At 59.3% G+C, this 24,571-nt stretch carries 17 protein-coding genes; all 17 read right to left on the bottom strand.

Annotated elements, in window-relative coordinates; translation table 11 throughout:
- Positions 1-2: 2 nt before the first annotated feature.
- On the bottom strand, positions 3-1,580 hold the full coding sequence (locus GN112_RS11715; RefSeq protein WP_155310388.1) for an ABC transporter substrate-binding protein: 1,578 nt from the start codon (positions 1,578-1,580) through the stop codon (positions 3-5).
- A complete protein-coding gene (locus GN112_RS11710; protein ID WP_155310387.1) occupies positions 1,577-2,011 on the bottom strand; it encodes a pyridoxamine 5'-phosphate oxidase family protein in 435 nt (144 codons plus the stop codon). The genes GN112_RS11715 and GN112_RS11710 overlap by 4 nt, the downstream gene beginning before the upstream one ends.
- On the bottom strand, positions 2,008-3,027 hold the full coding sequence (locus tag GN112_RS11705; protein WP_155310386.1) for a methyltransferase: 1,020 nt from the start codon (positions 3,025-3,027) through the stop codon (positions 2,008-2,010). The genes GN112_RS11710 and GN112_RS11705 overlap by 4 nt, the downstream gene beginning before the upstream one ends.
- Positions 3,028-3,038: 11 nt before the next feature.
- On the bottom strand, positions 3,039-6,929 hold the full coding sequence (gene cobN, locus GN112_RS11700; protein ID WP_155310385.1) for a cobaltochelatase subunit CobN: 3,891 nt from the start codon (positions 6,927-6,929) through the stop codon (positions 3,039-3,041).
- 44 nt (positions 6,930-6,973) lie between these two features.
- A complete protein-coding gene (locus tag GN112_RS11695) occupies positions 6,974-7,756 on the bottom strand; it encodes an ABC transporter permease (protein ID WP_155310384.1) in 783 nt (260 codons plus the stop codon).
- Between the two features lie 2 nt (positions 7,757-7,758).
- Complete coding sequence (locus tag GN112_RS11690; RefSeq protein ID WP_155310383.1) at positions 7,759-8,772, bottom strand: ATP-binding cassette domain-containing protein; 1,014 nt, start codon at positions 8,770-8,772, stop codon at positions 7,759-7,761.
- Between the two features lie 323 nt (positions 8,773-9,095).
- The gene (locus tag GN112_RS11685; protein WP_155310382.1) at positions 9,096-9,875 is read right to left on the bottom strand and encodes a DUF4198 domain-containing protein; all 780 of its coding nucleotides are present in this window, start codon (positions 9,873-9,875) and stop codon (positions 9,096-9,098) included.
- A gap of 19 nt (positions 9,876-9,894) precedes the next feature.
- The gene (locus tag GN112_RS11680) at positions 9,895-10,425 is read right to left on the bottom strand and encodes a TonB-dependent receptor (RefSeq protein WP_155310381.1); all 531 of its coding nucleotides are present in this window, start codon (positions 10,423-10,425) and stop codon (positions 9,895-9,897) included.
- Positions 10,426-10,575: 150 nt separating this feature from the next.
- On the bottom strand, positions 10,576-12,168 hold the full coding sequence (gene hutW / locus GN112_RS11675) for a heme anaerobic degradation radical SAM methyltransferase ChuW/HutW (protein ID WP_155310380.1): 1,593 nt from the start codon (positions 12,166-12,168) through the stop codon (positions 10,576-10,578).
- Positions 12,169-12,482: 314 nt separating this feature from the next.
- The gene (locus GN112_RS11670) at positions 12,483-13,526 is read right to left on the bottom strand and encodes a magnesium chelatase ATPase subunit I (RefSeq protein WP_155310379.1); all 1,044 of its coding nucleotides are present in this window, start codon (positions 13,524-13,526) and stop codon (positions 12,483-12,485) included.
- The gene (locus GN112_RS11665) at positions 13,523-15,568 is read right to left on the bottom strand and encodes a putative cobaltochelatase (protein WP_155310378.1); all 2,046 of its coding nucleotides are present in this window, start codon (positions 15,566-15,568) and stop codon (positions 13,523-13,525) included. Before GN112_RS11665 ends, GN112_RS11670 begins: the two co-directional genes overlap by 4 nt.
- Positions 15,565-17,241, bottom strand: a complete 1,677-nt coding sequence (locus GN112_RS11660; RefSeq protein WP_155310377.1) for an ABC transporter substrate-binding protein — start codon at positions 17,239-17,241, stop codon at positions 15,565-15,567. The genes GN112_RS11665 and GN112_RS11660 overlap by 4 nt, the downstream gene beginning before the upstream one ends.
- Positions 17,238-18,017, bottom strand: coding sequence for an ABC transporter ATP-binding protein (locus GN112_RS11655; RefSeq protein ID WP_155310376.1), 780 nt, complete (start codon positions 18,015-18,017; stop codon positions 17,238-17,240). Before GN112_RS11655 ends, GN112_RS11660 begins: the two co-directional genes overlap by 4 nt.
- Positions 18,014-18,835: an ABC transporter ATP-binding protein gene (locus tag GN112_RS11650; RefSeq protein WP_162458892.1), complete on the bottom strand. Its 822-nt coding sequence runs from the start codon at positions 18,833-18,835 to the stop codon at positions 18,014-18,016. The genes GN112_RS11655 and GN112_RS11650 overlap by 4 nt, the downstream gene beginning before the upstream one ends.
- Positions 18,807-19,676 carry an ABC transporter permease gene (locus tag GN112_RS11645; RefSeq protein ID WP_155310374.1) on the bottom strand — a complete coding sequence of 290 codons (870 nt, stop codon included), beginning with the start codon at positions 19,674-19,676 and terminating at the stop codon, positions 18,807-18,809. The genes GN112_RS11650 and GN112_RS11645 overlap by 29 nt, the downstream gene beginning before the upstream one ends.
- Entirely contained in the window at positions 19,676-20,632 is a 957-nt protein-coding gene (locus tag GN112_RS11640) for an ABC transporter permease (protein ID WP_155310373.1), read from the bottom strand. The genes GN112_RS11645 and GN112_RS11640 overlap by 1 nt, the downstream gene beginning before the upstream one ends.
- A complete protein-coding gene (gene cobN, locus GN112_RS11635; RefSeq protein ID WP_155310372.1) occupies positions 20,632-24,570 on the bottom strand; it encodes a cobaltochelatase subunit CobN in 3,939 nt (1,312 codons plus the stop codon). The genes GN112_RS11640 and cobN (GN112_RS11635) overlap by 1 nt, the downstream gene beginning before the upstream one ends.
- Between the last annotated feature and the right edge of the window lies 1 nt (position 24,571).

Below are 24,571 nucleotides of genomic sequence, written 5' to 3'. Positions count from 1 at the left end.
TATCAATGCACAAACCGGGCATACGAGAACGCGCCGGACATGCCGCAATGGGTTTTAAAGCCTTTCAGGTCGCTGCGAAAGGCCATGGCGCCCTTTTGGATATACAGGAAAATACCCGGTGCGGTCTCCTCCAGCAGTGCTTGAAGTTGGTAGAGCACCAGCCGGCGATCCTCCTCGTCAACGGTTGTCGCCAGCCGGTCGATCCCGGCATCGATGGCCGGGTTCTCGATCACGCAGTAGGCCCGCTGCTTTTTGGAGTGGAAATAGTACTCATACCACGGCGAGGGATCGTTGTGGGGGCATATCCCGGCCAGCTCGATCATATCGTATCGCTTCTCCCGGTAGGCCTGAAACCGGGCGCCGGATTCCAGTACCCGCACCCGCACATCCATGCCCACGGCGGCCAGCTGGCTCTGCACGGCTTCGGCGATCTCGGTCCCCTCGGCGTACAGCAGCGAGGATATCAGCTCCACCTTGAGCGACGCGCCTTCTTTATCCAGGATGCCGTCGCCGTCCGAATCCTGCCAGCCGGCCTCGGCCAGCAACCGTCGGGCGGCCACCGGATCATAACCGTACCATTTGAGATCCGGATGGACGATGTCCGCGAACAGCGGCTGGGAATGGGGGCCGCGGGTGGCGGGAACGGCCAGCCCGGGCAGGATGGCGTTGATCAACCGGTCGACGATGGCCTGAACATCGACGGCATAATTGACCGCTCTTCTCACCCTTACATCATCGAAGGGCGGCCTGTTGGTGTTCAACCCGATCCAGTTGGGACAGGGACTGGGTGTTTTGCGGGCCACCGTGAAGCGAGGATCGGCCTCGAGCGTCTTCAGAATTTCGGCCGGCAGGTAGTCGGCGATGTCGATCTCTCCCGATTCCAGGGCCAGGGAGCGGGTGTTGAAGTCCGGAATGAATTTGAAAACCACCTTTTCCACCCCGGGCTTCGGGCCCCAGTAATCATCGTTGCGCTGGTAGACCAGCTGCCTTCCCTGGGTATACTCGACGAATCTGAACGGCCCGGTTCCCACCGGCTGGATAAAATGGCCGTTTTGATCCACGCAGGACGGGCTCATGATGGGCAGCGAGGAGAGGGTGTGGATGAAGACAGCGTCCGGGGTATTCAACGTCAGGCGCACGGTGTGATCGTCGATGGCCTTCATCTCACCGATATCGGCCAGGTGCGATCCGGGACTCGCCATATAGCGGATGGAGAAGATCAGGGCGTCGGCCGAAAGTGGCGTGCCGTCCGTGAAGCGCACGCCCTTACGCAGATGAACGGTCCATGTCTTCGCATCATCAGCGGGTGTCCAGGCGGTGAACAAGAGCGGCTGCATTTGATAGTTCTCGTCAAAATAGACCGGCGTTTCATAAATCAGCAGCTTGGGCGCCCGGCAGGGGCCGCCGAGGCCCTGCCGGGGGTCGACACTGCCGCCGATGTCGAACTGGGAACCGATGACCAGTTGCGACGGCTGCGGTTGGGTTTCTTCCGCCTTGTCGGAACAGCCGGCGACGAGGGTGCAGACCAGAAATAGAAAGGATCGAAGGACAAACCACCTTATGTTTATTTTGAAAGTCATGCGGGTTCCTCTGCGATTTTTCTGCCGCCGTGCATATTGGAGTATATCTCTTCAACGCTAACCAGGAGGGCGGATCGGACCTTATATTTTTTCTTGTGTCCGGCCTTTTCGCGTCTGGCCCAGGCATTTTCCGAAACTAGCTTGGCTTCTTGAAGATATTCACCATCCATGTAAAATTTGGCCGTTCCTTTTAGTTGGCAGGAGATGGGTTTCTCGCGTTTGAGATCTTCGACGATGATCGCGACAAGCGGATTCTCGAGGATGTTTTGCTTTGTCTTATTCAGCAGCACATCCACGATGAGCAGGGTTTGGTCATCGATGAGCTTTTTGCCGCCGATGGGCACCACGTTGGGGATGCCGTTCTTCGATGCCGTGGCCAGATAGATGATGCTGTTTGCCAGCACGTCCTGGATTTCATTGTTTATTCTCATGATTTTCTACCCACGAAAAGCATGGACGGTTTTGATGGCGACGAGATATCGACACCCTCGACGGCAAAACCGGTTGACTCTATTTCCTGACGCCATTCCGTGCGGGTATAGATGTGGCCGGAGAAATTGCCCATCAAGGAGACCATCAGATCGAAGTATACCGTGGTGTCCGGCGAGGTGCGTTCATCATCCATCATCCAGTGTTTGGAAATGAACAGCCCGCCCGGGTTGAGCGAATCCTTTATTCTGTTCAGAACCGGTACCAGAACTTCCGGGGGCCGGTACAGACAGTCCGAGGCAAAGACGATATCGACGCCTTGTCCCCAATCGTCTGTCGTATAGTCGCCGGCCACGGCCGTCACCCGGTCCTGTATCGCATAGGATTGAATGTAGTCGCTGGTGACGTCCACGACCTGGGGTAGGTCGAACACCACGCTTTGAAGGTTGGGGTTGGCCTGGGCGAAGGCGATGGCGTACAAACCGTGCCCGCCGCCAATGTCGACCAGCTTACTGGCCGTCTGAAATTCGGGCAGCGCCGTCACGGTCGCGACGGTGCGGTGCAAACCGCCGCGCATGGCGCCCTCGGCCATGGCCTTGATGAAGCGGGCATCGAAAACCTGGCGTCGATCGTTTTTGGGTTGCAGCGGGCCCTCTTTCAGGCACTTCCCTAGGTTGGACCAACGTTCCAGCCGGGTTTTCAACATCAAGCCGATCAGGTTGCCCTGATAAAAGGGCTTGCCTTCAATAAAGCAGGCCGAGGAAAGCGGGCTGTTTTGAAATGTCGAATCGGTTTTGGTCAACAGTCCGGCGGCGGCCAACGCGTTGAAAAACTTTTCCGTCAAACCGTCGTGGGTGCCGCGTGTCGAGGAAAAATCCGCGGCGGTTGCCGGTTTTTCGCAAAACTCGAATACCTCGTGATCGATGGCGGCCTTGATCAGAAACAGTTTTTCGCCCCCGTTCAGGGATTGATGAAATGTTTCGATATCAATATCGGGAAGTTCGGGTACGGGTATCATCGATTTCTCCTTTAAAGCTTGGCCTGAATCGCCTCCATTTTCTCCTTCCAGCCGGGAATATCATCGGCGGTCATGATATCCACGGCGCCGCCCTGGAAATCGCCTTCCACATCCCCCATGCGGTCTTCCATCCATGCCTCGATTTCAAGATAGCGCTCCTTCAGTTGCTCCAGGGTGTCAGGGTCGGCCTGCCACAATCCGCGGCTTTCGGCTTCCAGCAGGCGCCGGCCGATCTCCTCCAAGGCCCAGGGATTGTTCTCCTCGAAAAACCGGCGGTTGGCCTCGTCGAAGATGAATTTCTCGGCGATGCCGTCGAACACCCAGTTCTCCACCTGCTTGGTGGTGGCCTGCCATCCGTACATGTGGTTGGTGCGGCTGGAGATATCGCCGGCGCCCTTGTAGCCGTGGCGTTTTTTGCCTTCTATCCAGGCCGGATTCAACAGCCGGGTGTGGGCGATGCGGGAGAGTTCCTCCTTAAGGGTGCGGATGGCCGGGCGGGCCGGGTCGCTGGTGTCGCCGAAATAGGTCTGTACCGATTGCCCCGAGGCCACTTCCACCGCGTTGGTGAACCCCCCGTGCACGCCGTACATATGGCAGCAGTCCAACAGATCGATCTCGTCGGAGTCGAATTTCTCGAAGGTCACGGTCACCCGGCTGCAATTGTGGATCAATTCATCGGTTGCCTGCCGGGCATAGACGCCATCGCCATAGGCATAGCTGGTCCACTGGAAATAGACCCCGGCCAGGTCCTTTTCCTCTTTCCAGGCCGAGGCAGCCACGGCCAGTTCCACGCCGGTGCCGTAGCTGCCCGGCGCCGACGAGAAGATCCGGAAGGTGGCCAGTCGCCGGGCCTCCTCGACGTCATGGTCGGCGGAAAGCTCCGCCTCTCGTTCCTGCACATGCTTGCGCACGTAATTTTTCTCCGGTGGTTCGTCCAGATCGGCGGCCATGCGGACCGCCTGATCGATCAATTCAAAGGCCCGGGGCATGCCGTCGCGCAGCATGGAGGAGAGGTTGATCGTACAGTCGATCCGGGGACGATCGAGTTGATCCAGGGCGATGGGCCTCAGTGTCACCACCCGTCCCGCCGACCATATGGGCTCGATTCCCAAAAGATAGAGAATCTGGGCAATCATTTCGCCGTCCGAGCGATAGGGATCCATGGCCCGCAGGGTGAAACCGATGGTTTCCGGGCAGGCGCCCTCATCCGCGATATAACGGGCGATCAGGTCGTCGGCCAGGCGCATTCCCACGGTCCAGGCCGCAGCCGTGGGAATCCGCCAGGGGTCGATGGAGTAGAGGTTGCGGCCGGTGGGCAGGACTTCCACCTTGCCCCGGGCCAATGCGCCGGAAGCGCCGGGCGGAATGAACGCGCCGTCGAAGCCGCGCAGCAGATGCCGCATTTCATCGGTGGTGCGGCCGACCAGGGGAATGATGCGCAGAGCCTTGGCCAGCAGCGTTTGCAGCAGTTCGGTTTCGTCCTGCAAAACCAGATCGCGGCTTTCGGCGAAGGCGCCCAGCACCCCCCGGGCGGATTCGATGGCCCGGTCCACGGTATCGGGCGGAGTCTGAATCAGGGTCAGCAGGATATCCCGGCCCAAGCGATCCAGCTCATCCAGCAGCTTGCCGTTACTCACGCCGGTGGGGCCGGTTTTCTCCGGGGCATTGAGCAGGGCATCCAAATCCCATCCGAAGCATGTGGCCAGGGAGTCGCGCAGGGCCGGGCAGTCGGGCTGCGCCGTCTTGAGCACGGTGTTGAGCAATTCGGCCAGGGCCTCGCCTTCCGGCGCCTGGCCGAAAATATGCAGCCCGTCGCGGAACTGGCTCTCCCGCAACAGGGTCAATTTCTCATGCAAACCTTCAGGGTCGGCGGCCGCATCCTCTGCCAGCAGACCGGCAACCCGGGCCTTCTCCTCGATCTGGGTGAAGAGTGTCGCGGCCCGCGGTTTCTCCTTCAATTGGACGGCCTTTTGATAGTCTTCCAGCAGTTCTTCCAGATCGGCCAGATCCTCGGAAAGGCGCATGGTGGCCAGCACCGGCGGCATGTGGTCGGTGATCACGGCGTTGCTGCGGCGCTTGGCGACCACGGCTTCCATGGGATTGGTCAGGTTGTAGATGTACAGATGGGGTACCTTGCCCAGGGAGATGCGCGGAAAACAGGACTCGGTCAAGGCCGTGGTCTTGCCCGGCAGCAGTTCCAGAACTCCGTGGGTGCCTACATGCACCACAGCATCGGCGCCGAAGTCGTTTTCCAGCCACTGGTGCCAGGCCAACCACTGGTGGGGCGGTGGGACCTCGGGGTCGTGCAGGATCTTGCAGACCTCGCCGTCGCAGCGTGACCCGGCGCATCCGCGTTTGGGCTGAACGCCGATAAACACGTTGCCTGTTTGAATACCGGAAATGACGATGCGGCCGTCGTGGAGTCCGAAGGAGAGTTTCTGAACGCCGGACAGATGGCGGGTCTCGTCCGGATCCCCCCAGGCGGCCACGACCTTGTCGCGGGCTTCGGCGGGCAGGGTGGCAAACCAATCCCGGTAGCGGTCGAGGGATACGAAATCCGCCGCCCCGCCCTTGGAGACGATCTCATCGATGGTGGTCCACCGGAAGTCGGGCAGGGCCTTGCGCGCCATGATCGTCTCGATCAGTTCTTTTCCGTTTTCCGGCACCCAATCCATCCGGTATCCGAGGGCCTTCATCTGGTGGAGAATGCGGGCCAGGCTTTCCAGGCTGTCCAGGCCGAAGGCTGTGCCCACCGTGGCCTCCACGCTCTTGCAGGGCGAATTGAGCAGCACGAAAGCAATCTTTTTCTCGGCAGCGGGTTTATGGCGCAGGCGGATCCATTGCACCATGCGGTCCACCAGATAGGAGATCTGATCCGGGAAGGGAATGGCTGGTGCATAGTCGCCCGTGCCCTCGGATCCGCCGACCAGGATCGGTTCGATCAGGCCATCGAACTCGGGCAGGGTAATACTGATGATCACCTGGGGCAGGTTCAGGCCCTGGATGTCGCTGCGCCACTGTTCCTCGGTCTGGCGGGCGGCATGGATCATTTTCATGACGGGGACGTTGAGCTGTTCCAGGACGTCCGTGCTCGACTCCTGTTCGATGGCCGCCTGATTTTGGCGAGACTTGAGAAAAAAGGCGCTGTAACTGATCAGGGTCTCGATGATCGCCTGGTCGCCGCGCATGAAATACCTACGAATCACGTCGTCGTTCTTGACCCGGCCGAACCAGCCATCGCTGAACACGGGGATCATCCCCAGGCCCCGTCCCTCGATCTCCTCGATCAGGGCGTTGAAGGAGGCCAGGTTCTCCTCCACCCAGAAGATGCGGGGAAACAGCAACCCCACATACGCCTGCCGCTTGGGATACCAGGCAAGATAGGCGTCGAGATCGTCGAAGCTTTTTTTGCTTTCCGGATGGCAGATGCCCGCCCAGGGCATTTCGCGGGGTTCATTGGATTGACCCGGCGCCGATTTCCCGGCCAGTTCTCCCAGCCAGCCGAAAAAGGCCTCGATGTTCTCCCGGCCGCTATAAAGATGATAGTCGACGGCGCGCGCAAGATCCGCTTCGGCCAGGTTGCCCAGGGCGATGACTTCGGGGGAAACCGGGACCACCGGTTTGTTCAGGGTCCGAGCAAGATCCTCGAAAATTTCTTGGAGAACCTTGAACTCTTGGGGAAAGCCGAAGAACACCGCGTCGGCTTCGTTTTTGGCAAACTCGATCCACTCGGGCGAGGGAACCGGCATGCCTATGGCCGGCGGTTGGCTGTATTGCAGTTCCACCCGTGTGCCCTCGCGCGTAACGTTTTCCGCCGCCCGATGATAGACCCGCCCGATGGTGCTCGGCCCGTAGATCACCCTGAAGCCGGCGATTTTTAATTTTTCGCTGTCGTGTGTCATCCTTTTCTCTTCTGATGCTGTATGCCGTTAAAAGGAATGTGTCGTTAACCAATGGATCGCCGGAACTGCAGGGTTGAAATCAGGACCATCACCAGGGCGAAGGTGAGATTGACCGCCAGTCCCGGAAGGATCTGATCCCAGACCCATCCCTCCACCACCAGGGTGCGCATGGGGGTGATGGCGTGGGTCAGCGGATTCCAGTCACAAATTACCTTCATCCAATCGGGCATGGCCGCCCTTGGGAAAACCGCATTGCTGGTGAACATCAGGGGCATGCTGATGAAATTCAGGATGGGATGGACCCCCTCGAGGGTCTTGAAATGGATGGCGATCGAAAGTGAGATTCCCGCCATGGCAAAACTGAAGATGCCGGCGATGATCACGATCATGAGAAAACCCAATACTCCGGACGAGAAATGCACGTTCATGCAAAGGGCGATAATGCCGATGATGACCACCTGAAGGGCGATCTGGATGGCGGTGGCCGTCATCTTGCCCACGGGAATCGCCATCCGGCTGACCGGCGCGACCAGCATTTTGTACAGGAAGCCGAACCGCCGATCCCAGACCAGGGAAAAGCCGCAGAACGTGCCGCTGAACAGTGCCGTCATGATCATGATGCCCGGCGTCATGAAATCGATGTATCGCGCCCCGGCCAGCATGCCGGTTCCATGGGCGGAGCGGGTCATCCCGGACATGATGTTGCCCATCAGTACCAGCCAGATCAACGGCTGAACCAGGGTTAGGAGAATTCTCGAGCGTTGCGAGAAGAAACGCTGCATGTCCCGCCAGCACACATGGTAGATGTCACTTAAAAAGGCCGGCATGGTCAGGACCTCATTCGTTGCAGGGCTCTGCGGGTCCGATGCGCATCCGCCCCGCCGCCCGATTCGTCTCTGAGCGCCTTGCCGGTGAAGGCCATATACACATCGGCCAGGCTGGTCTTTTCGGCGGCCATGAAACTGATTTTCACGCCTGTCGAAAGGCTGGAACGGCAAATGCACGGGATGGCCGCGTCACTGCTCTTGACCACGGCCGTGAATTGACCACCCCGTTTCTCGATACGTTCGACGACATCCAGTTCGCCGATACGGCGCAATGCATCGCTAAGACCATCGCCATCCGATTCGTCGAAGCGCATGCGCACCATTTCGGTGCCGATCTGGTTCTTCAAGTGCCCGGGTGAACCCATGGCCTTGATCGTGCCATTGTCGATAATCGCAACCCGGTCACAGAGAAAATCGGCTTCCTCCATGTAGTGGGTCGTCAGAAAAAGGGTCATTTTTTTTTCCGTTCGCAGATAGTCGATATATTCCCAGATCTGACTTCTGGTCTGGATGTCCAGCCCCAGGGTGGGCTCATCGAGAAACAACACCCGGGGCTGGTGAATGAGGCCCGATACGATATCCAGTCGCTTGCGCATTCCACCGGAATAGGTCTCGACCGCATCGTCGGCACGGGACGCAAGATCGACGAGGTCAAGCAGCACCTCGATTCTTGCGGCCGCCTTTTTTTTGGGCAGGTGATAGAAACCGGCCTGGAGCATTAAATTCTGTCTGCCCGTCAAGTGGTCATCGACGGCGAGATCCTGGGAGATGTAGCCGATGTTGGGCCGGACCTGATTGGCCTGGGTGCGGACATCGAAACCGGCAATCTTGGCCCTGCCGGAACTGGGTGCCAGAAGGGTGGTGAGCATCATGATGGTGGTGGATTTGCCGGCGCCGTTGGGCCCGAGGAATCCAAAAATCTCGCCTTCCTGAACATGGAAGGAGGCCTCCCTGACCGCACTGACCCCGTTGGCAAAGGTTTTTGACAGATTTTGAACCTCGATGATGTGGCGCAATTTTTCATTTCTTTCATCAGGGTAAAGGCGGGCTGTTAGCCGTTAGCAATTAGCTGATAGCTCACATCACAGACCATTGCAGGAGCGGCCCATGGCCGCGACAAGGATGTTGGCCGGATCGATCGGGTCGCAGGCATGGCCAGATCCTACAGGCGGGCATGGAAGGAATTTGGGCAATCGTCGAGACAGACCGCATACCGCCCGTCCTTCAGCCTACGGCCTAAACGGCTAAGCAGCTGATCGTTGATCGGGCCATGCCCGCGAAAGATTGAAATGTTTAGAGCCTGTTTGAGACTTCTCAAACAGGCTCTTAGGGCAGGCTCTTAGGGCACCTCGAATGTCAGGGTTGAGATAAAATAGAGCTTGGAACACTTATCCTTGAATTCGGCAGTTGCCGGCAACTCCAGTTTGGCTGTTACAATCCAGGGGCCGGAACAATCCATGAGCTTTATTTTTCCGGTTTCCTTGTAGGTCAGGTTATCGACGACGGTCAGCAGCGGTTTGGCGTAAGGGGATGCGGAAATTTCCACTCCCCTGGCCGGTTTCCCATCCAAGAGCACGTTGAACGTGAGCCAGTCGCCGGGTTTCAGGTCTTTGGGGTCCTGCAGGGGGACGATTTCGAAACGTTGACCGATCGGTTTCAGGAAAACATCATGCTTGGAAGATCCCACGGCGATCAGTGCCTTGGCATACATTTCGTATCGCATCTCATAAAAATTCTTTTTCCCCTTAACATCACCATGGAAGCCCGGTTTGACGGATGCGGCGATGACACGGCCGCCTTCGTTTTTCATCAGCAGTTCCGTTGCCATGAACCCCCCCTTGCCGGGTTCGAGTTCGGTTTTGTTCCCGGTGGGATCAACCATAAGGAGCGTATCGAGATAATCGTCACTGAACAGGTCGGAAACTGGCAGCTTATGGCCCCAACCAAAATAGATAACGGTCTTCGCCCGAGGCTGGGGGGCGTATTTGGGGTGAGAGAAAATTTCCGGGTAGTAGTCTGTGGCGTTGAGCCACAGTTTGTGGGCATTCACTGTTGTGCTCAGGCAAATGCAGATGCCCACAAGAACAATAATGGCCATGGTTTGTTTCATGCGCTTCATTGAAAAGCCTCCTTACGGGTTAATAGTTGATGCTGTAACTCACGTAATAATAACGCTCTCCGGGATCCAGGGGCGATCCGCCCTTGGTATAGTTGGCCGGGGTTTCCTTATCGAACAGGTTGTCGATACCCACGCTGATCAGATGGTGGTCAAAGAACCGATAGTCCAGTTTGACGTCGACAACGTCAAAGTTGGAATTCACCGGGTCCGAGCCCCGGGGTAAATTGGGATCCGAGCCGTAATAGTCATGGATCCAGCGGTAGTAGGCATGCAGGGAAAGGTCGCCCATGTCGTCGTTTTTCAAGCTGGTATAGGGCTGATCGTCCTCGAGACGGTAGTCGCCCCGTTTTTTAAATTCCGTCGAAAGCCGGTGGTGGGTGTTGCCGACAGCACCCAAGTCGCCCGTGGCCCGCACAATGGTTGTCTCACGATCACCGTTCTCCGCCATACCACCAATGATTTTGCCGCTAAACGATCTTTTTTCACTGGCTTTGCGCGTCACGATGTTGATGACGCCGGCCATGGCGTCCGAACCATAAAGGGCAGACATCGGACCGCGTACGATAAGATATTCTCTTCACCTTGGTTCTCCGCCAAAGCCGCCATCCTCAAAAATAAAATACTCGATATCACGCTAATGCCATATAAAAACCACTTGCCGACAGTCTTGCCCTTTTTCAATTCTTTCATCTCTTCGCTTTCACCTCTGTCTCCATGTAAAGCCTGTATTAGTATTCTGCATCTGGACGAGATCAATTATGATCTGGGACAGATTGACCGCCCAGAACGCTCCCGCGCGCGTAAGATGAAGCACGCCGTCGTCCATTCGGATCAAGCCCACTTTTTCCCACTGATCGACCACGTGGCCCGTCATGGCGAAAAGGTCCATTCCATGCCGAGCCGATAGGGATTTCATGTCGCAGTATCCCAACTCGATCTGGCAGGCGATGTCCCTGAGCAGCAGGTGGTGCTGATCGCCGCCGTATCCCATGACGAGGGGTTTTTTACCTGTTTGTACCCGCTGGATATAGGCGTTTAAATCTCCTTCCAGGAAGAACATGTGTTTGCCCAGCCAGCCACCAGCGCCGGCGCCCAGGGGAATACATTCGCTGCGGCCCCGGGACAAGGCGTTATACAGACTTCGCTCGCGGGTATTTCGTGCCCAATGGGTGATGGACAGCTGGCGTTGGTGGGCGGCCGATAAACGGTCCACACCGCATTGATAAAAATCGGCCTGTTCCCGTAAGGTGGCCGGCCTGGGCAGGGTCTGGTTACGAACGGCGCTTTCCAGCGGCCCGCCGGCGAATATGTTGAGTTGATACAGGTCGCAACCATCGATCTCCAGATCAAGATAGGTCTTAAGATCCTTTTCCCAGATGTCCATGGTTTGACCGGGAAGGCCGTAAATCAGATCAATGATAATCGCGGCGGCACCTTGATCCCGCAGGTGGGTCAACATTTGAATTAATTTCTCTTCTGGTTCCCGCCTGCCGAGGGACTTGCGGATTGCGGTGTCAAACGTCTGCACGCCTAAAGAAAAGCGGTTCACGCCGGCAGTCAGGGCAGCCTCGATTTTGTCTTCGCCGAAATCGTGGAACCGGCCCTCCAGGGTCAATTCACAATCATTGGCCAGAGGAAAAAAGGTCTTCACGCCACCCACCAGCCGGTAAATATCATTGGCGGGCAGGGCGGTCGGTGTGCCGCCACCGAAATAAACGGCCTGAAACGGTGCGCGTTTTGCGAAGGGTTCCTGCGCGGTCCCGGCCATTTCCTCGAGAAGGGCATCCACGTATTGGTGCGCCTTTTCAGGCTGGTAGGCATTTTGATAAAATCCGCAAAACAGGCAATGACTCCGGCAGAAGGGGATGTGGATATAAATGGTGCGCATCGGCTGGCCCACATGATCTTCGGACATGACCTCGGCCCAGTACCGGTGAAGATGTTCAAGCGGAATTGTTTTGTTGCGGGGCATGGCATGAACGGCCAGTTTGCGGTCAAATGCCTCGTGAAGGGGATCGTCGGTTTCATTGGCCAGAAAAGACCGCTGGTCGGTCAGGTGCATGGTCTGACGGCGGTTCATGCCCACGTTGAATCCGGACAAGCCAGCGGTGGCGCGGTCCTCGTTTTTTGAAAACCGCCCCATCATTTTTTCTTTTGCCTGTTGGACAATTTCCAGGGTTACCGTGCCCATCCCCTTGTCCTTGGCATAGGCCTCCACTGCCTTGCCAGCCATTTTGCGAACAAAAGGCGGTACTTTCTCGATCGCTCGCTTTGCTTCCGGGGTCCAGTCCATCTTAATGTTTTCCTTATGGCCGAGTCTGTGTTTCCCTATAGGAGAGTGTTAAGTGTAAAGTTTTAGGTGTTAAGTGGAGGATGATGACCGTTTTTTATTTTTGTGCGTGTAAAAAACGGTCTTTTTTTCTTGTCCGGCTTTCTGTGTAGGGGCGAAAAATTTTTCGCCCCTACGGACGATATCTGCATTATCCTGCCAGGAAAAACGTAAAGCAATAAGGGTTAAGGAAGGGACGAGACTCTTTTTTAGAATCGACAGAATTCCTCAACTTAACACTGATATTTTGTGCTTCTCCGCCGATCACTGATCACCGGTCACCGAGTAGCAGTCCGTTTCTTAAGCGCCTGAACATTATCCGCAATCTCCATCAGCGGCTGTCGGCGTACCCGGTGGGGCAGGGCCAGTTCGGCGGCGTTGTCGATATCGGCTTTCTCCACCTCCTCACGCCCGTTCCAGGCGGCCAGGGTCTTGGCCGTCTTGAGGATGATGATGTCTCCCCGGTGGCCGTCCACGCCGACGTCCAGGCAGCACTGGGCAATGGTGAAGAGCAGATCGCGGGCGATGGTCACCTTGGGATAGAGGGCAATGGCGCGCTCGATGCGTTCGACCACGACTTTCGATTCGGCCTCCCAGGCGGTGCAAAACGACTCTGGATCCTCGTCAAAAGCGGCCCGACGTTCCATGATGGCCACCCGGTCTTCGGCATCCTGGATGCCTTCAATATGCACGCACAGGCCGAAGCGGTCCAGCAGTTGGGGCCGCAGTTCGCCCTCCTCCGGGTTCATGGTGCCCACCAGGGTAAAGCGGGCCGGATGGGAGAAACTCACCCCTTCGCGTTCGATGGTGTTGACCCCCATGGCAGCCGAGTCGAGAAGTACGTCCACCACGTGATCATCCAGCAGGTTGACCTCGTCCACGTAAAGAATGCCCCGGTGGGCAGCGGCCAGAATGCCCGGTTCGACCTGTTTTTCTCCTTTTTTCAGGGCATGCTCCAAATCCATGGTGCCCACCACGCGATCCTCGGTGGCGCCCACGGGCAGTTCCACCACCCGAATGCCGCGCGTGTGGATGTCCACGGGCTCGCTGTTCAATATGGCCCGGCTGCAGTCGATACGCGAGCACTCCCGGCAGACGCCGTCGGCCTCACCTTCGGGAAGTTGAAACGGGCAGTCCCGGACCACCGGGATCGCCGGCAGGATGCGGGCCAGGGCACGCACGGCCGTGGATTTGGCCGTGCCTTTCTCTCCGCGGATCAGCACGCCGGAGAGCGTCGGGTTGATGATATTGAGGATCAGGGCCAGCTTCATCTTCTCCTGACCGACGATGGCGGTAAACGGGTAAATCGGTTGGGTTTTCATTGAACGCTCTCCTTGGCAATGTTGATCAGGGTGTCGGCTTTGAGGTCTTCGATCTGGAAATAGTCGGCATCCATGGCGCCGGCCAGTTTGCGGGCCATACCGAAGCGGATCAGCCCGCGGCTTTCGGTGTCCACCACGATGAAGCGGATGCGGGCATCGCTGGCCAGGCGCTCGGCCAGCAGCACGGCTTCATCCAGCGGTTTGGCCTCCCCCAGGGCCATGTTGGACTTGCCGTCGGTGATCATGATCACGATCGGCCGGGCCGTGGGTTCCCGCAGGAGGATGTTGCGCAGCACTTCATAGGACTTGGCCAGACCGGCCGAAAGGGGGGTGCGGCCGCCCACGGGCATATCCTTGAGCAGGGTGGCGGCCAGTTCGATGGAGGTGGTGGGCGGCAGGTTGACCACGGCCTGGTCCTTGCGGAAGGAGACCATGGCGATGCGATCGCGTTTCTGGTAGGCATCCAGGAGCAGGGACATGATGGCCCCCTTGGAGGCGGTCATGCGACCCCGCGCGCCCATGGAACCGCTGGCATCCACCAGAAAGAGCAGCACGTTGCCCACCCGTTTCTCACGGATCTTCTCGCGAATATCCTCTGACTTCAGGTGGACGGCCAGACCAACGCCATTGCCGTTTTTGCGGCGCAGCTGATAGGGCGCCGCCGCCCGCAGGGTGGCGTCCAGGGCGATGTCCCCGGATTTATGGTCCATGGTGCTTTTCACGTAACGGCCCTGCTTCTGGGCGATGCGGGTGCGTGAGCGCCGGCCCGAGCCGCGCCGGAAGACCCGGTCCTTGGGTGAGGCGAATTTCTTCACCTTGAAGGTCTCGCCCACATCGAAGATCTGCTCCATAACGCTGTCCGGCCGGTTTTGCTCCTCAGGCTGCGCGTCGGACTCGTTATCCTCGTCCTGCTCGGGCGGCGCGTTTTCCTCACTGGGCGGGGCCTGGGCCTCCTGGGGTTGCTGCTGGTTTTCCTGAGGCGGCTCTTCAGGATTTTCCAGGTCCTCGTTCTGGTCGTTTTCCGGCGGCGGGTCATGTTCGTGGTCATGCTCGGGTGGCGGTGGGGGCGGCGGCGGCGCGACATCGCGCCGGCGATGCACAAGGGCCAGGGCCGATACCCCGCGGATGTCGTCGACGGTGACCGAACGCCGGCCGCCCAGGGCGGCCAGGGCCCGGGACGCCTGTTCCATGACCAGATCGGCCCGGTGGCCGGCCACATGGTTTTCGGTGCAGATTTCGGCGATCAGGCCGCGCAGGTGCGGGGGCAGGACCACCTGGGGCAACAGATCCCGCCCGGCCGCGATCTGGCGGGCCACCACGGCGTTGTCCTTCTCGTAGCGAATTTGGAATTCCGTTGGATCGAGGTCAAAGGCCTCCCGGCGCAGCATCAGTTCGGTGCGCAGGTCCGGCTCCTTTTCCGAGGCGGTCTCTACGCACAGGCCGAAGCGGTCCAGGAGCTGGGGACGCAGTTCGCCCTCCTCGGGGTTCATCGTGCCCACCAGGATGAAGCGCGAGGCATGGGCGATGGAGATGCCCTCACGCTCCACCCGGTTGCGACCCGATGCGGCCGCATCGAGGATCACGTCCACGATATGGTCGTCGAGCAGGTTGACTTCGTCCACGTACAGGATGCCCCGGTGGGCCATGGCCAGCACGCCGGGAGAAAAACAGCGCATGCCGCTTTTGACCGCCTGGTTGAAATCAATCCCACCGGCCACGCGGTCCTCGGTAGCGTTGAGGGGCAGGGTCACCACACGGATGCGGCGCCAGTCGATCCTGCGTGTCTTCTCACTGCCCCGGCAGACGTCGCACCACTCCTCTGACCGGTCCGGGTCACAGCCAAAGGGACAGCCGCGCACCACGCGGATTTCAGGCAGCAGGTCGGCTATGGCGCGCACGGCCGTGGACTTGGCCGTGCCTTTCTCGCCGCGGATCAGCACCCCGCCGATGGCCGGGTTGATGGCATTTAAAATCAGGGCCTGTTTCAATTGCGTTTGGCCCACGATGGCGGTGAAGGGATAGATGGGAGTGTGTTGGGTCATGGTTTTCTTCCTATGGTCGCCTTCCAGATCCCCATGGACAGGTCCCATCCCAGCGGCTGGGGTTCGAAATCTTTCAAATACGCATGGTTCCAGGCCACCACATCGTATCGCTCGAAGAAAAGGGGAAATGCCCGGCTCCCCACGATGAGTTGTTGGGTTCGGGCGAGTGCCTGAAGCCGCAGCGGCGCGTCGCCGTCATGCAGGTAAGCGGTGAACGCCTCGTCCAGGTCCGGGCTGTTGTACACGTTGAGCCACGATGGATGACCGGTGTAGAAAAACATGTGATAGCGCATCATGGGCCACAAGGCCAAATCATAGGTGCCGTCGCGCATGACCGTGATGTGCGCGCCCAGCTCCATCATCTGCAGCTTCAATTCAATACCCACGGCCTTGAGCTGGGCCTGAACGATTTCGGCCACGGTTTTGTACTGGGGGTCGAACGAATTGAAGCACAAGGCAATGGCAAGGCGCTGCCCGTCTTTCTCGAGAATACCGTCCTGGTCGCTGTCCGCCCATCCGGCGGTGGCCAGCAACTGGCGGGCCTTTCCGGGATCGAAAGGGGCAGGGTCGATATCCGGCGCACAGTCGGGATGATCCTTGGGGAACGGGCCGTGGGTGGTTCGCCCGGTTTCGGACATCACCTGGTCCAGGGGATTCCGGTCGATGGCCAGGCAAATGGCCTGGCGGATATCCTTGTCCGTGAAAGGGGGCCTTTTGTAATTGATGGCGATGTAACTGATCGATGGATGATCCATGCTGGTCATGCGATGGGTCGTCACGTTGGGCAACGCCCGCAGGCGAAGGACGGATTCGTTGGGAATTTTGTCGAAATGGTCGTACCCGGTCATATGGATCTCGCCGGCCTCAAGGGCGATGGCGCGCGTTTCGGCATCCGGAATGACCTTGAGCCGGATCCTGTCGATGGCCGGTTTTCCCTGCCAGAAATGCTCATTTCTCACCAGGGTCATATATTGCGTCCGTTTGAAGACCTCGATTCTATACGGCCCGGTACCGATGTATCCCGTGACCGGCTCCGTATCGTCGGCCTTGAGCACCGGATACATGTGGGTGGTGGCCAACTCGCTTAAGAACAGGGTGTATGGCCGGGAGAGGTTGAAGCGCAGGGTGTGATCGTCGATCTCATCCATGGACCTGAAGGCAAACCACTGCGGCAGATGGTAGCGCTGGTTGTCGAACACGCCGTATTCCTTGTTGAGTCCTTCATCGCCCTTGCCGGGGGGCGGCCCGGCGCCTTCCGGTTTGGCCGGCGGCGGTCCACCGGATCCGGCACCGGCAGGACGGCCCGACCCCCGCTTGCGTTTTTTGGTTTGCTTATACAAAAACGATGTTTTTACCTGCCGGGCCGTCACCGGTGTGCCATCCGAAAAGACCGCCTTTTTGTTCAGGTGGAACGTATAGCTCGTGCCGTCCTCGTTGACTTCCCAGGAATCGGCCAGCAGCGGCTCTATGGTCCCCTCCGCGCCGGTCTTGACCAGGGTCTGGAAAACCAGGCAGTTGAATCCCTTGTGGGAGAAGACATCGGTGGTGCGAAAATCCTGGCTGACGCCGATTACCAGTTCGGCGGGCGAATCCTTTGACTCGGTCTTGCTGCAGGCGGTCAGCGCCATAGCAAATAAAATTCCGGCAGTAACCATGATGACGGTTTTGTTCATGATGCAAATCTCCAGGGGCGAAACGCATTATCGACAAGTTCACGGCAGTAGGGGGTACGGGGCGCCGAAAGCACCTGGCCGCAGGCGCCGCTTTCGATGATCTTACCATTTCTCATTACCGCCACCCGATCACACATGAAGCCAATGGCCTGAAGGTCGTGGGAAATAAAGAGCATGGTAAAGGCCAGTTGTTTCTGGATCCGTTTGAGCAGTTCGAGAATCTGCGCCTGAACCAGAACATCCAGGGAGGATGTGGGTTCATCGGCGATCAGCAGCGTGGGACGCAGGGTCAACAGGCGGGTGATTACCGCCCGCTGGTTCTCTCCGCCGCTGACTTCGTGGGGATAGCGGCCGAGCAGGGACTCGGGCAATTCGGCCATCTTGCAGCAGCGCGAGAGGATCGCCGCTTCATCCTTGCGCCTGACCCTGGCGTAATAGCGCAGCGGCTCCATGATGCTGTCCTTCAATGGGAGGCGCGGGCTCAGCGAGGTGTCCGGGTTCTGCCAGATGATCTGATAATCGGGCCGCAGCCGGTTGAGGGCGCGTTTGCCCAGGCGGGTGATATCCTTGCCGTCGATCGTGATGGACCCTGCGGTGGGCTCGACCAGCCGCAGGATCAGCATGGCCAGGGTGGTCTTTCCGCATCCGCTCTCGCCGGTCAGTCCAAAGACGCTGCCCTTGGGAACCGACAGGTTTACCCCGTCCACGGCCCGGGTGAGACGTTTGTTCACGATGCCCGACGTATAATGCTTGCTCAGGTGGCGCACGTTTATCATGGGGCGCACCGCCTTTCCGGGGCGCTTTCGATCGCTGATGAGAACAGATCGTACGCCTCGACCAGGCGTTTTGAATAGGCGTGATCCGGGCAAGCGAAAAACGACTCGGTGGCGGCGGTCTCGACGATGCGGCCGCCGACCATGACCGATACCCGATCGCAAAGGCTGTGGGCGATTTTGAGGTTATGGGTGATCAGGAGCAAGGTAATCGAAAAGGTCTGGCAGATCCGGTAGAGGGTGGCGCCGACCTGTTGTTGAAGCCGGGCGTCGAGCCCCTTGAACGGTTCGTCGGCAATCAACAGGTCGGGGCGGCAGATGATGCCCATGGCGATGGCGACGCGCTGCAACATGCCGCCACTGAGCTGGAACGGGTAGGATTGCATCACCCGCTCGGGATCGGGCAGCTCGCAGAGGGTCAAGGCCTCGAGCGCCCGTTGCCTGGCCTGCGCGTAGGTGACGCCTTCATGGCACATGGGAATCTCGCACAGCTGGGTGCCCAGATCCAACACCGGATTCAAGGTGGCCAAAGGGTTCTGGAAAATCATCATGATGGCCTTGCCCCGGATTTCGCGCATGGCCTCCATCGAGCAGGATAACAGCTCCCGGCCCTTGAAAAATACCTCGCCGCGGATCCGGGCGTTATCCGGCAAAAGGCGCAGGATCGACAAGGCCAGGATGGATTTGCCCGCACCGCTCTGGCCGATCACGGCGTGCCGGCAGCCGCGATCGACGCTCAGGCTGACGCCGTTTACGGCGGCTACCGGACCATTTTCCGTATCGAAGCGGGTTTCAAGATTCTGAATGTCGATTAACCGCATACAGGCTCCTGGAAAAAAAGTTGATCTTGAATCGCGGATCCATGGCATCCCTCAGGGCATCGCCCAACAGGTTGAATCCAAACGTGGCCGCCATGACCGCCAGCCCGGGGAAAACGGTCAGGTGGGGGGCGCTGCGCATATAGGCCCGGCCCTCGCTCAGCATCACCCCCCAATCGGCCAGCGGGGGCTGGGAGCCCAAACCAAGGAAACCGAAGGCCGCCACCAGCAGAATCACGAACCCGGTCGACAGGGTGGCCAGCACGATGACCGGGGCGAGGATATTGGGGATCACGTGACGCCGCAGAATGTAGAGGTCGGAAAAACCGAACGCCCGGGCGCTTTTGATGAACTCTTTTTCCTTGAGCGCCAGAATATCGCCGCGGACGATGCGGGCGTATTCGGACCAGCCCGTGATGCACAGGGCCGCCGTGATCCCGGCCGGGCCCGGTCCCATGATGCCGGCCAGCACCAGGGCCAGGGCCAGGGAGGGCAGGGCCATCATCACGTCCACCAGACGCATGATCAATCCGTCCGCCAGGCCGCCGAAATAGCCGGCCAGCGCCCCCAGGCCCAGTCCCAAGGCCACCTGAATGCCCACGATGAGCGCGGCGATCTGAAGGGAGATGCGGCTGCCGAAGATAATCCGGCTCAATACGCAGCGTCCCAGATAGTCGGTGCCCAGCGGAAAATCGGCTGACGGCCCTTGAAGGCGCCGGTCGATATGCTGCGCATAGGGATCCTGGGGGGCCAGCAGCGGGGCAAATAGCGCCGCTACAGTCAGGACCACCAGGATAACCAGGCCGATCCTGGCCTTCCTGTCGTCGATTACCGCTCTGATCATCAGGCAGGACTCCCTTGTTTTTCCGACAGCAACCGGATTCGGGGATTCAGGTACAGGTACAGCATGTCCACGGCAAAGTTGGTGAGAACAAAAACCGCGCCGACCAGCAGCACGCATCCCTGGATCATGGGAAAATCCCTGGCGAAACAGGAATCCACCATCAACTTGCCGATCCCTTCCCAGGCGAAGACCGTTTCCACGATCACCGCCACCTGAAAGGTGCGCGCCAGCTTGATGCCGCTGTAAGTGGCGATGGGAACCATGGCATTTCTCAGGGCATGCCGCCAGATGACCGACTTCTCGGGCAGTCCCTTGCCCCGGGCGGCCAGTATGTAGTCCTGACGCAGCACTTCGAGCATGCAGGTCCGGGTCAGGCGGGTGGTGGTGGCGGCCATGCCCAGGGCCAGAACGGTGACCGGCAGCACCATGTGGGCCGCCGTGCCCTGGCCGCAGACCGGCAAAAGACCCCAGTTGACCGAAAAGAGCAGGATCAGCAGCAGGGCCAGCCAGAATCCGGGAATGGAGATGAACACAATGCTTCCCACCATCACCGCATGATCCACCATGGAATTCTGCTTGATGGCCGCCACGATGCCCAGGGGCAGGGCGATGAGAAGGGAGATGGCAAATCCGCTCAGGCCCAGCGTCAGCGTGGCCGGCAGGCGGTTCAACAGCTCCGAGACGACGCTCTGGTCGCTGCGGATGGAATTGCCCAGATCACCGGAGAAGAGGTGGCCCAGCCAGATGACATACTGAACATGAACGGGCGCCGACAGTCCCATCTCCTTGCCGATCCATTCGATCTGCTCGGGGGTAATGTCGTTGCCGAAGCGGGACATGGCCATCATGATGCGCGGATCGCCAGGGGCCATGTGGATGAGAAAAAAGGTAAACACCGAAACCACGAAAAGCACCATGCCCATGGCACCCATGCGTTTGAGAATATAGGGTCCCATTACCTGGCCACTTTGTATTGATCGATCTTGACAATATCGATATCGCTGCCCTGAAAATCGCTGGTGACATCTTCCATGCGATCTTCCATCCAGCCTTCCACCTCCAGGAAAACTTCCCTGAGCTGCTCCAACAGCTCTGGATCGGCCTGCCATAACGATCGTTGTTCGGCCTCGATCAAACGGCGGGTGATGCTCTCCAGGGCGTACGGGTTGTTGGCCTCGAACCAGCGTCGCATTTCCTCATCCAGGGCGAACGTCCGGGCGATGTCGTCGAACACCCAGTTGCCCACCAGCCGGGTGGTGGCCTGCCACCCGTAGATGTGGTAGATGCGGTCCGCCATGACCGTGGCACCCTTGTACCCGTGCTGTTTTTTGCTCTCGACCCACGCGGGATTCAACAGACGCGTGCGCGCGACGCGGTCCAGTTCATCGGCCATGTCGCGGATGCGGGGTCGATCCGGATCATGGGTGTCGCCGAAATAGACGTCGACCTCTTTGCCGGACACGGTTTTGACGGCCTGGGTGAAACCGCCGTGGCTGCCGAAGATGTGGCAGCATTCCAGGATATCGTATTCATCCGAATCCCACTTGTCATAGGTGACGCTGACGTGCTTCAGATTGGCGGTGAACGTCTGCTTGGCCGCCACGCCGAAGCTGCCCTTGCCGTAGGCATAGTGGCAGGTGTCGATGAAAATATCGGCCAGGTCGTCTTCGGTCTCCCAGGCCGACGCGGCCACGGCCGTATTGGCGCCATAGTCGTACACGCCGGGGGCCGCCGTGAAGACGCGGAACGTGGCCATGCGCTTTTGGGCCTTGAGATCGTCCTGGGGGGCCATTTCCTGTAGTCGCTGCCGGACGTGCTTTCGGACGAAGTTCTTCTCCGGCGGCTCGTCCAGGTCGGCCACCAGCTGGACCGCCTCGTCCACCAGTTCAAAGGCGCGCGGGCAGCCGTCCCTGAGCATGTTGGAGAGTTGCACGGTGATGTCGACCCGGGGTCGCTGGAGCGTTTCCAGGGGAATCACCTCCAGCCGGGTAATCCGGCTGCCGTCCCAAACCGGCTTGACGCCCAGGGTGTACAGCATCTGGGCCAGCTGTTCGCCGTCGGCACGAAAGATATCGAAGAAGCGGAAGACGAAACCGATGGATTCCGGGTAGTCGCCGTGTTCGTGCAGATATTTGTGGAAGAAGGTCTCCGTCAGCCGGATGCCCACGTTCCAGGCGGCCGGCGTGGGGATCTTGAACGGATCGATGGAAAAGAAGTTCCTGCCCGTGGGCAGGGTTTCCACCTTGCCCCTGGCCAGGGCGCCCGACGCCCCCGGCGGAATGAACTCACCGCTTAATCCACGAATGAGATTGTCGATCTCGTCTGTGGTCTGCGCGATGGCCGGGACCAGCCCCATGCCGAATTCAACGATATCCATCAGCGCCTGTGTTCGATCGGCCGGCATGGTTGACACGTCGATGCCGTAAAGCGCCTGAACGGTTTGAACCGCCGAGGAGACGATCGAATCGCTTTGGTCCGGATAATGTTGCAGCGCGTCCCCAATGATCTGTTGGGCCGCATCGTCGGCCAGTTCCAGGAGGCGGGCGTGGGTGCGGTCCAGACGCGGATCGACCCGTTCGGGCGTTTTCAGCACCTTGTCCCAATCCAGTCCCAGCGACTCGATGATCCAGCGCCGCATCGAGGGCACCTGCCCCTGATCGAAGCGCAGGATCGAGGCCAGCATGCTGATCAACTGGTCATCAACCGGCGGCTGGCCCAGGGTGTGCAGCCCGTCCCGGAACATGGTTTCGCGAAGCATGGTCATCTGGCCGTGCAGGTAGTCCACAAAGGCGTGGAAATCATCGAACTGCCCGGCGGTTTTAACGATGGCTGCCTGTTGGGCCTTTTCGCTGATGATGGTTTCCAGTTCCTTGAGACGTCCCCTTTCATGGGCGGCCCTGGCCCGCGCATACTCTTCCAGGGGATCTTCCAGATCTTCCAGGGGACCGTAGAGCTTGACCGTGGCCATGACCGGGTGGAGATGATCCACGATCACCGCCAGGCCACGCCGCTTGGCAATGGAGCCTTCCATGGGGTTGCTGACCACGTAGATGTACAGGTGGGGCAGCGAGCCTACGGCAAAGTGGGAAAAGCAGGCCGGCGACAGGCCCACGGACTTGCCCGGCAGCAGTTCGATATTGCCGTGGGTGCCCACATGGAGCATGGCATCGGCACCGAAATCCTTTTCGATCCATTTGTAAAAGGCCAGGTATTGGTGCGGCGGCGGCACTTCCGGGTCGTGGAGAATCTTGCACACACTGCCGTCACAGCGTGCGCCGGCGCACCCCCGTTTGGGCTGCAGACCGATGAAAACATTGCCCAGCATCAGCCCCGGGATGGTGATGCAGCCATCATGCAGGGCCAGGCTCGATCGCTGGAGGTCTTCCAGCTCTTCTATGTCGGTCTCAAAGGGGTTGCCCCATCCTTGAAACAGCGTTGATCGTGAGGACTCGGGCAGTTCTTCCAGCCACTGCCCGTAGCGCGACAAGGGCACAAACCCGGCGGCACCGCCTTTCTGAATGATCTCGGAAAGGGGCGTCCAGCGAAACTCGCTGATGGCCTTTTTCTCGAGGATGGTTTCGATCAATTCCCTGCCGCTTTCGGGGACCCAGTCCAGCTCGTAGCCTTCGCGCTGCATGCGCTGCAGCAACAGAGCCACGCTTTCCAGGGTGTCCAGACCGAAACCGGCGCCCACGGTCGCCTCCACGCCGCTGCGGCAGGGCGAGTTGTGCAGGATGATGGCGATCTTCTTCCGGGAGTTGGGTTTTTCCCGCAGGGCGCACCACTTGCGCACCCGCCTGACCAGGTAGCTGATCTGGGCGTCCAAGGGGATCGGCCGCATGACCTTGGCACCGGTGGTCGGGTCGATATGGGCTTCGGACACCCCCACCAGCACCGGCTGGCCGATGCCGTTGAACTCGGGCAGGGCCACGGTGATGATGGACTGGGGGATGGTGAGCCCCTCGGCGCTCTGCTCGTATTCCGCCTGGGTCTGCAAACTATTGATCATTAAAAGGGCCGGCACGTTCAACCGTTCCAGGATTTTTGACGCCTCCTGGTGGATGCCGGCGCCGTCTTTCTCGCGGCTCGATTTCAAGAAGAAGTAGGCCTGATAAATCACGGCGTCCACACAGGCCGTGCCGTCCGCGATGAAGAACTTCTCGATGACCGCGTCATCCCCGCCGCTTTTGAACTTGTCGTTGAACACGGCAATGACATTCACGCCATCTGCTTCCAGTTTTCCGATCAACGCATCGAATACGGCCAGGGCATTATCGATCCAGTAGGAGCGGGGAAAAAAAAGACCCACCGTGGGCGCGCCCGCTTTCGGGGGCCGCCACTGGCGGTAGGCGTCCAGACTGTCAAAGCTTTCAAGGCTCTCCGGATGATAGATCCCGCAAAGGGGCATCTCCTCGGGGGGCGGCGGCGTGTCATCCGGGCCCAACCCGCTGACATGGATCGCAAAGCGCAGCAGATTGCGCACATTGGTCATCCCGCCGTTGCCATGATAGGCCCACAGGGTCTTAACGGTTTGCCGGTCGATCCCCCCGGCAATGGACGCGCACTCCGGGCTCAAGGGGATCACGGGCTTGCCGGTTTTCTGATGAAGCGCCTGCAATTGGGTGAAGACGGCATCGTAGGCCGCCGGAACGTGCGCCAGGACCATGTCGGCATCGTCATCAAGCCACTCGATGAACGCGGGATCCGGGTCCACGGCGGTTTGATCGGCACCGGCCATGTTGTCGATACGCACCTCGAGGGCCAGGCCGGTCTCTTTCAACTGCTCCACGGCCCGGCCATAGGTGAGGGCCATGATTCCCCGTGCCGGCCCGAAGGGCGCCAGCAATATGCCGATTTTTATTTGGTTGCTTCCAGTCTCGGCGATTTTCTCCATC

This window comes from Desulfosarcina ovata subsp. ovata (assembly GCF_009689005.1).
Classification (GTDB): Bacteria; Desulfobacterota; Desulfobacteria; order Desulfobacterales; family Desulfosarcinaceae; genus Desulfosarcina; species Desulfosarcina ovata.
The sequence above is the reverse complement of the archived record's forward strand: the minus strand, read 5'-3'. Positions and strand labels throughout refer to the sequence as shown.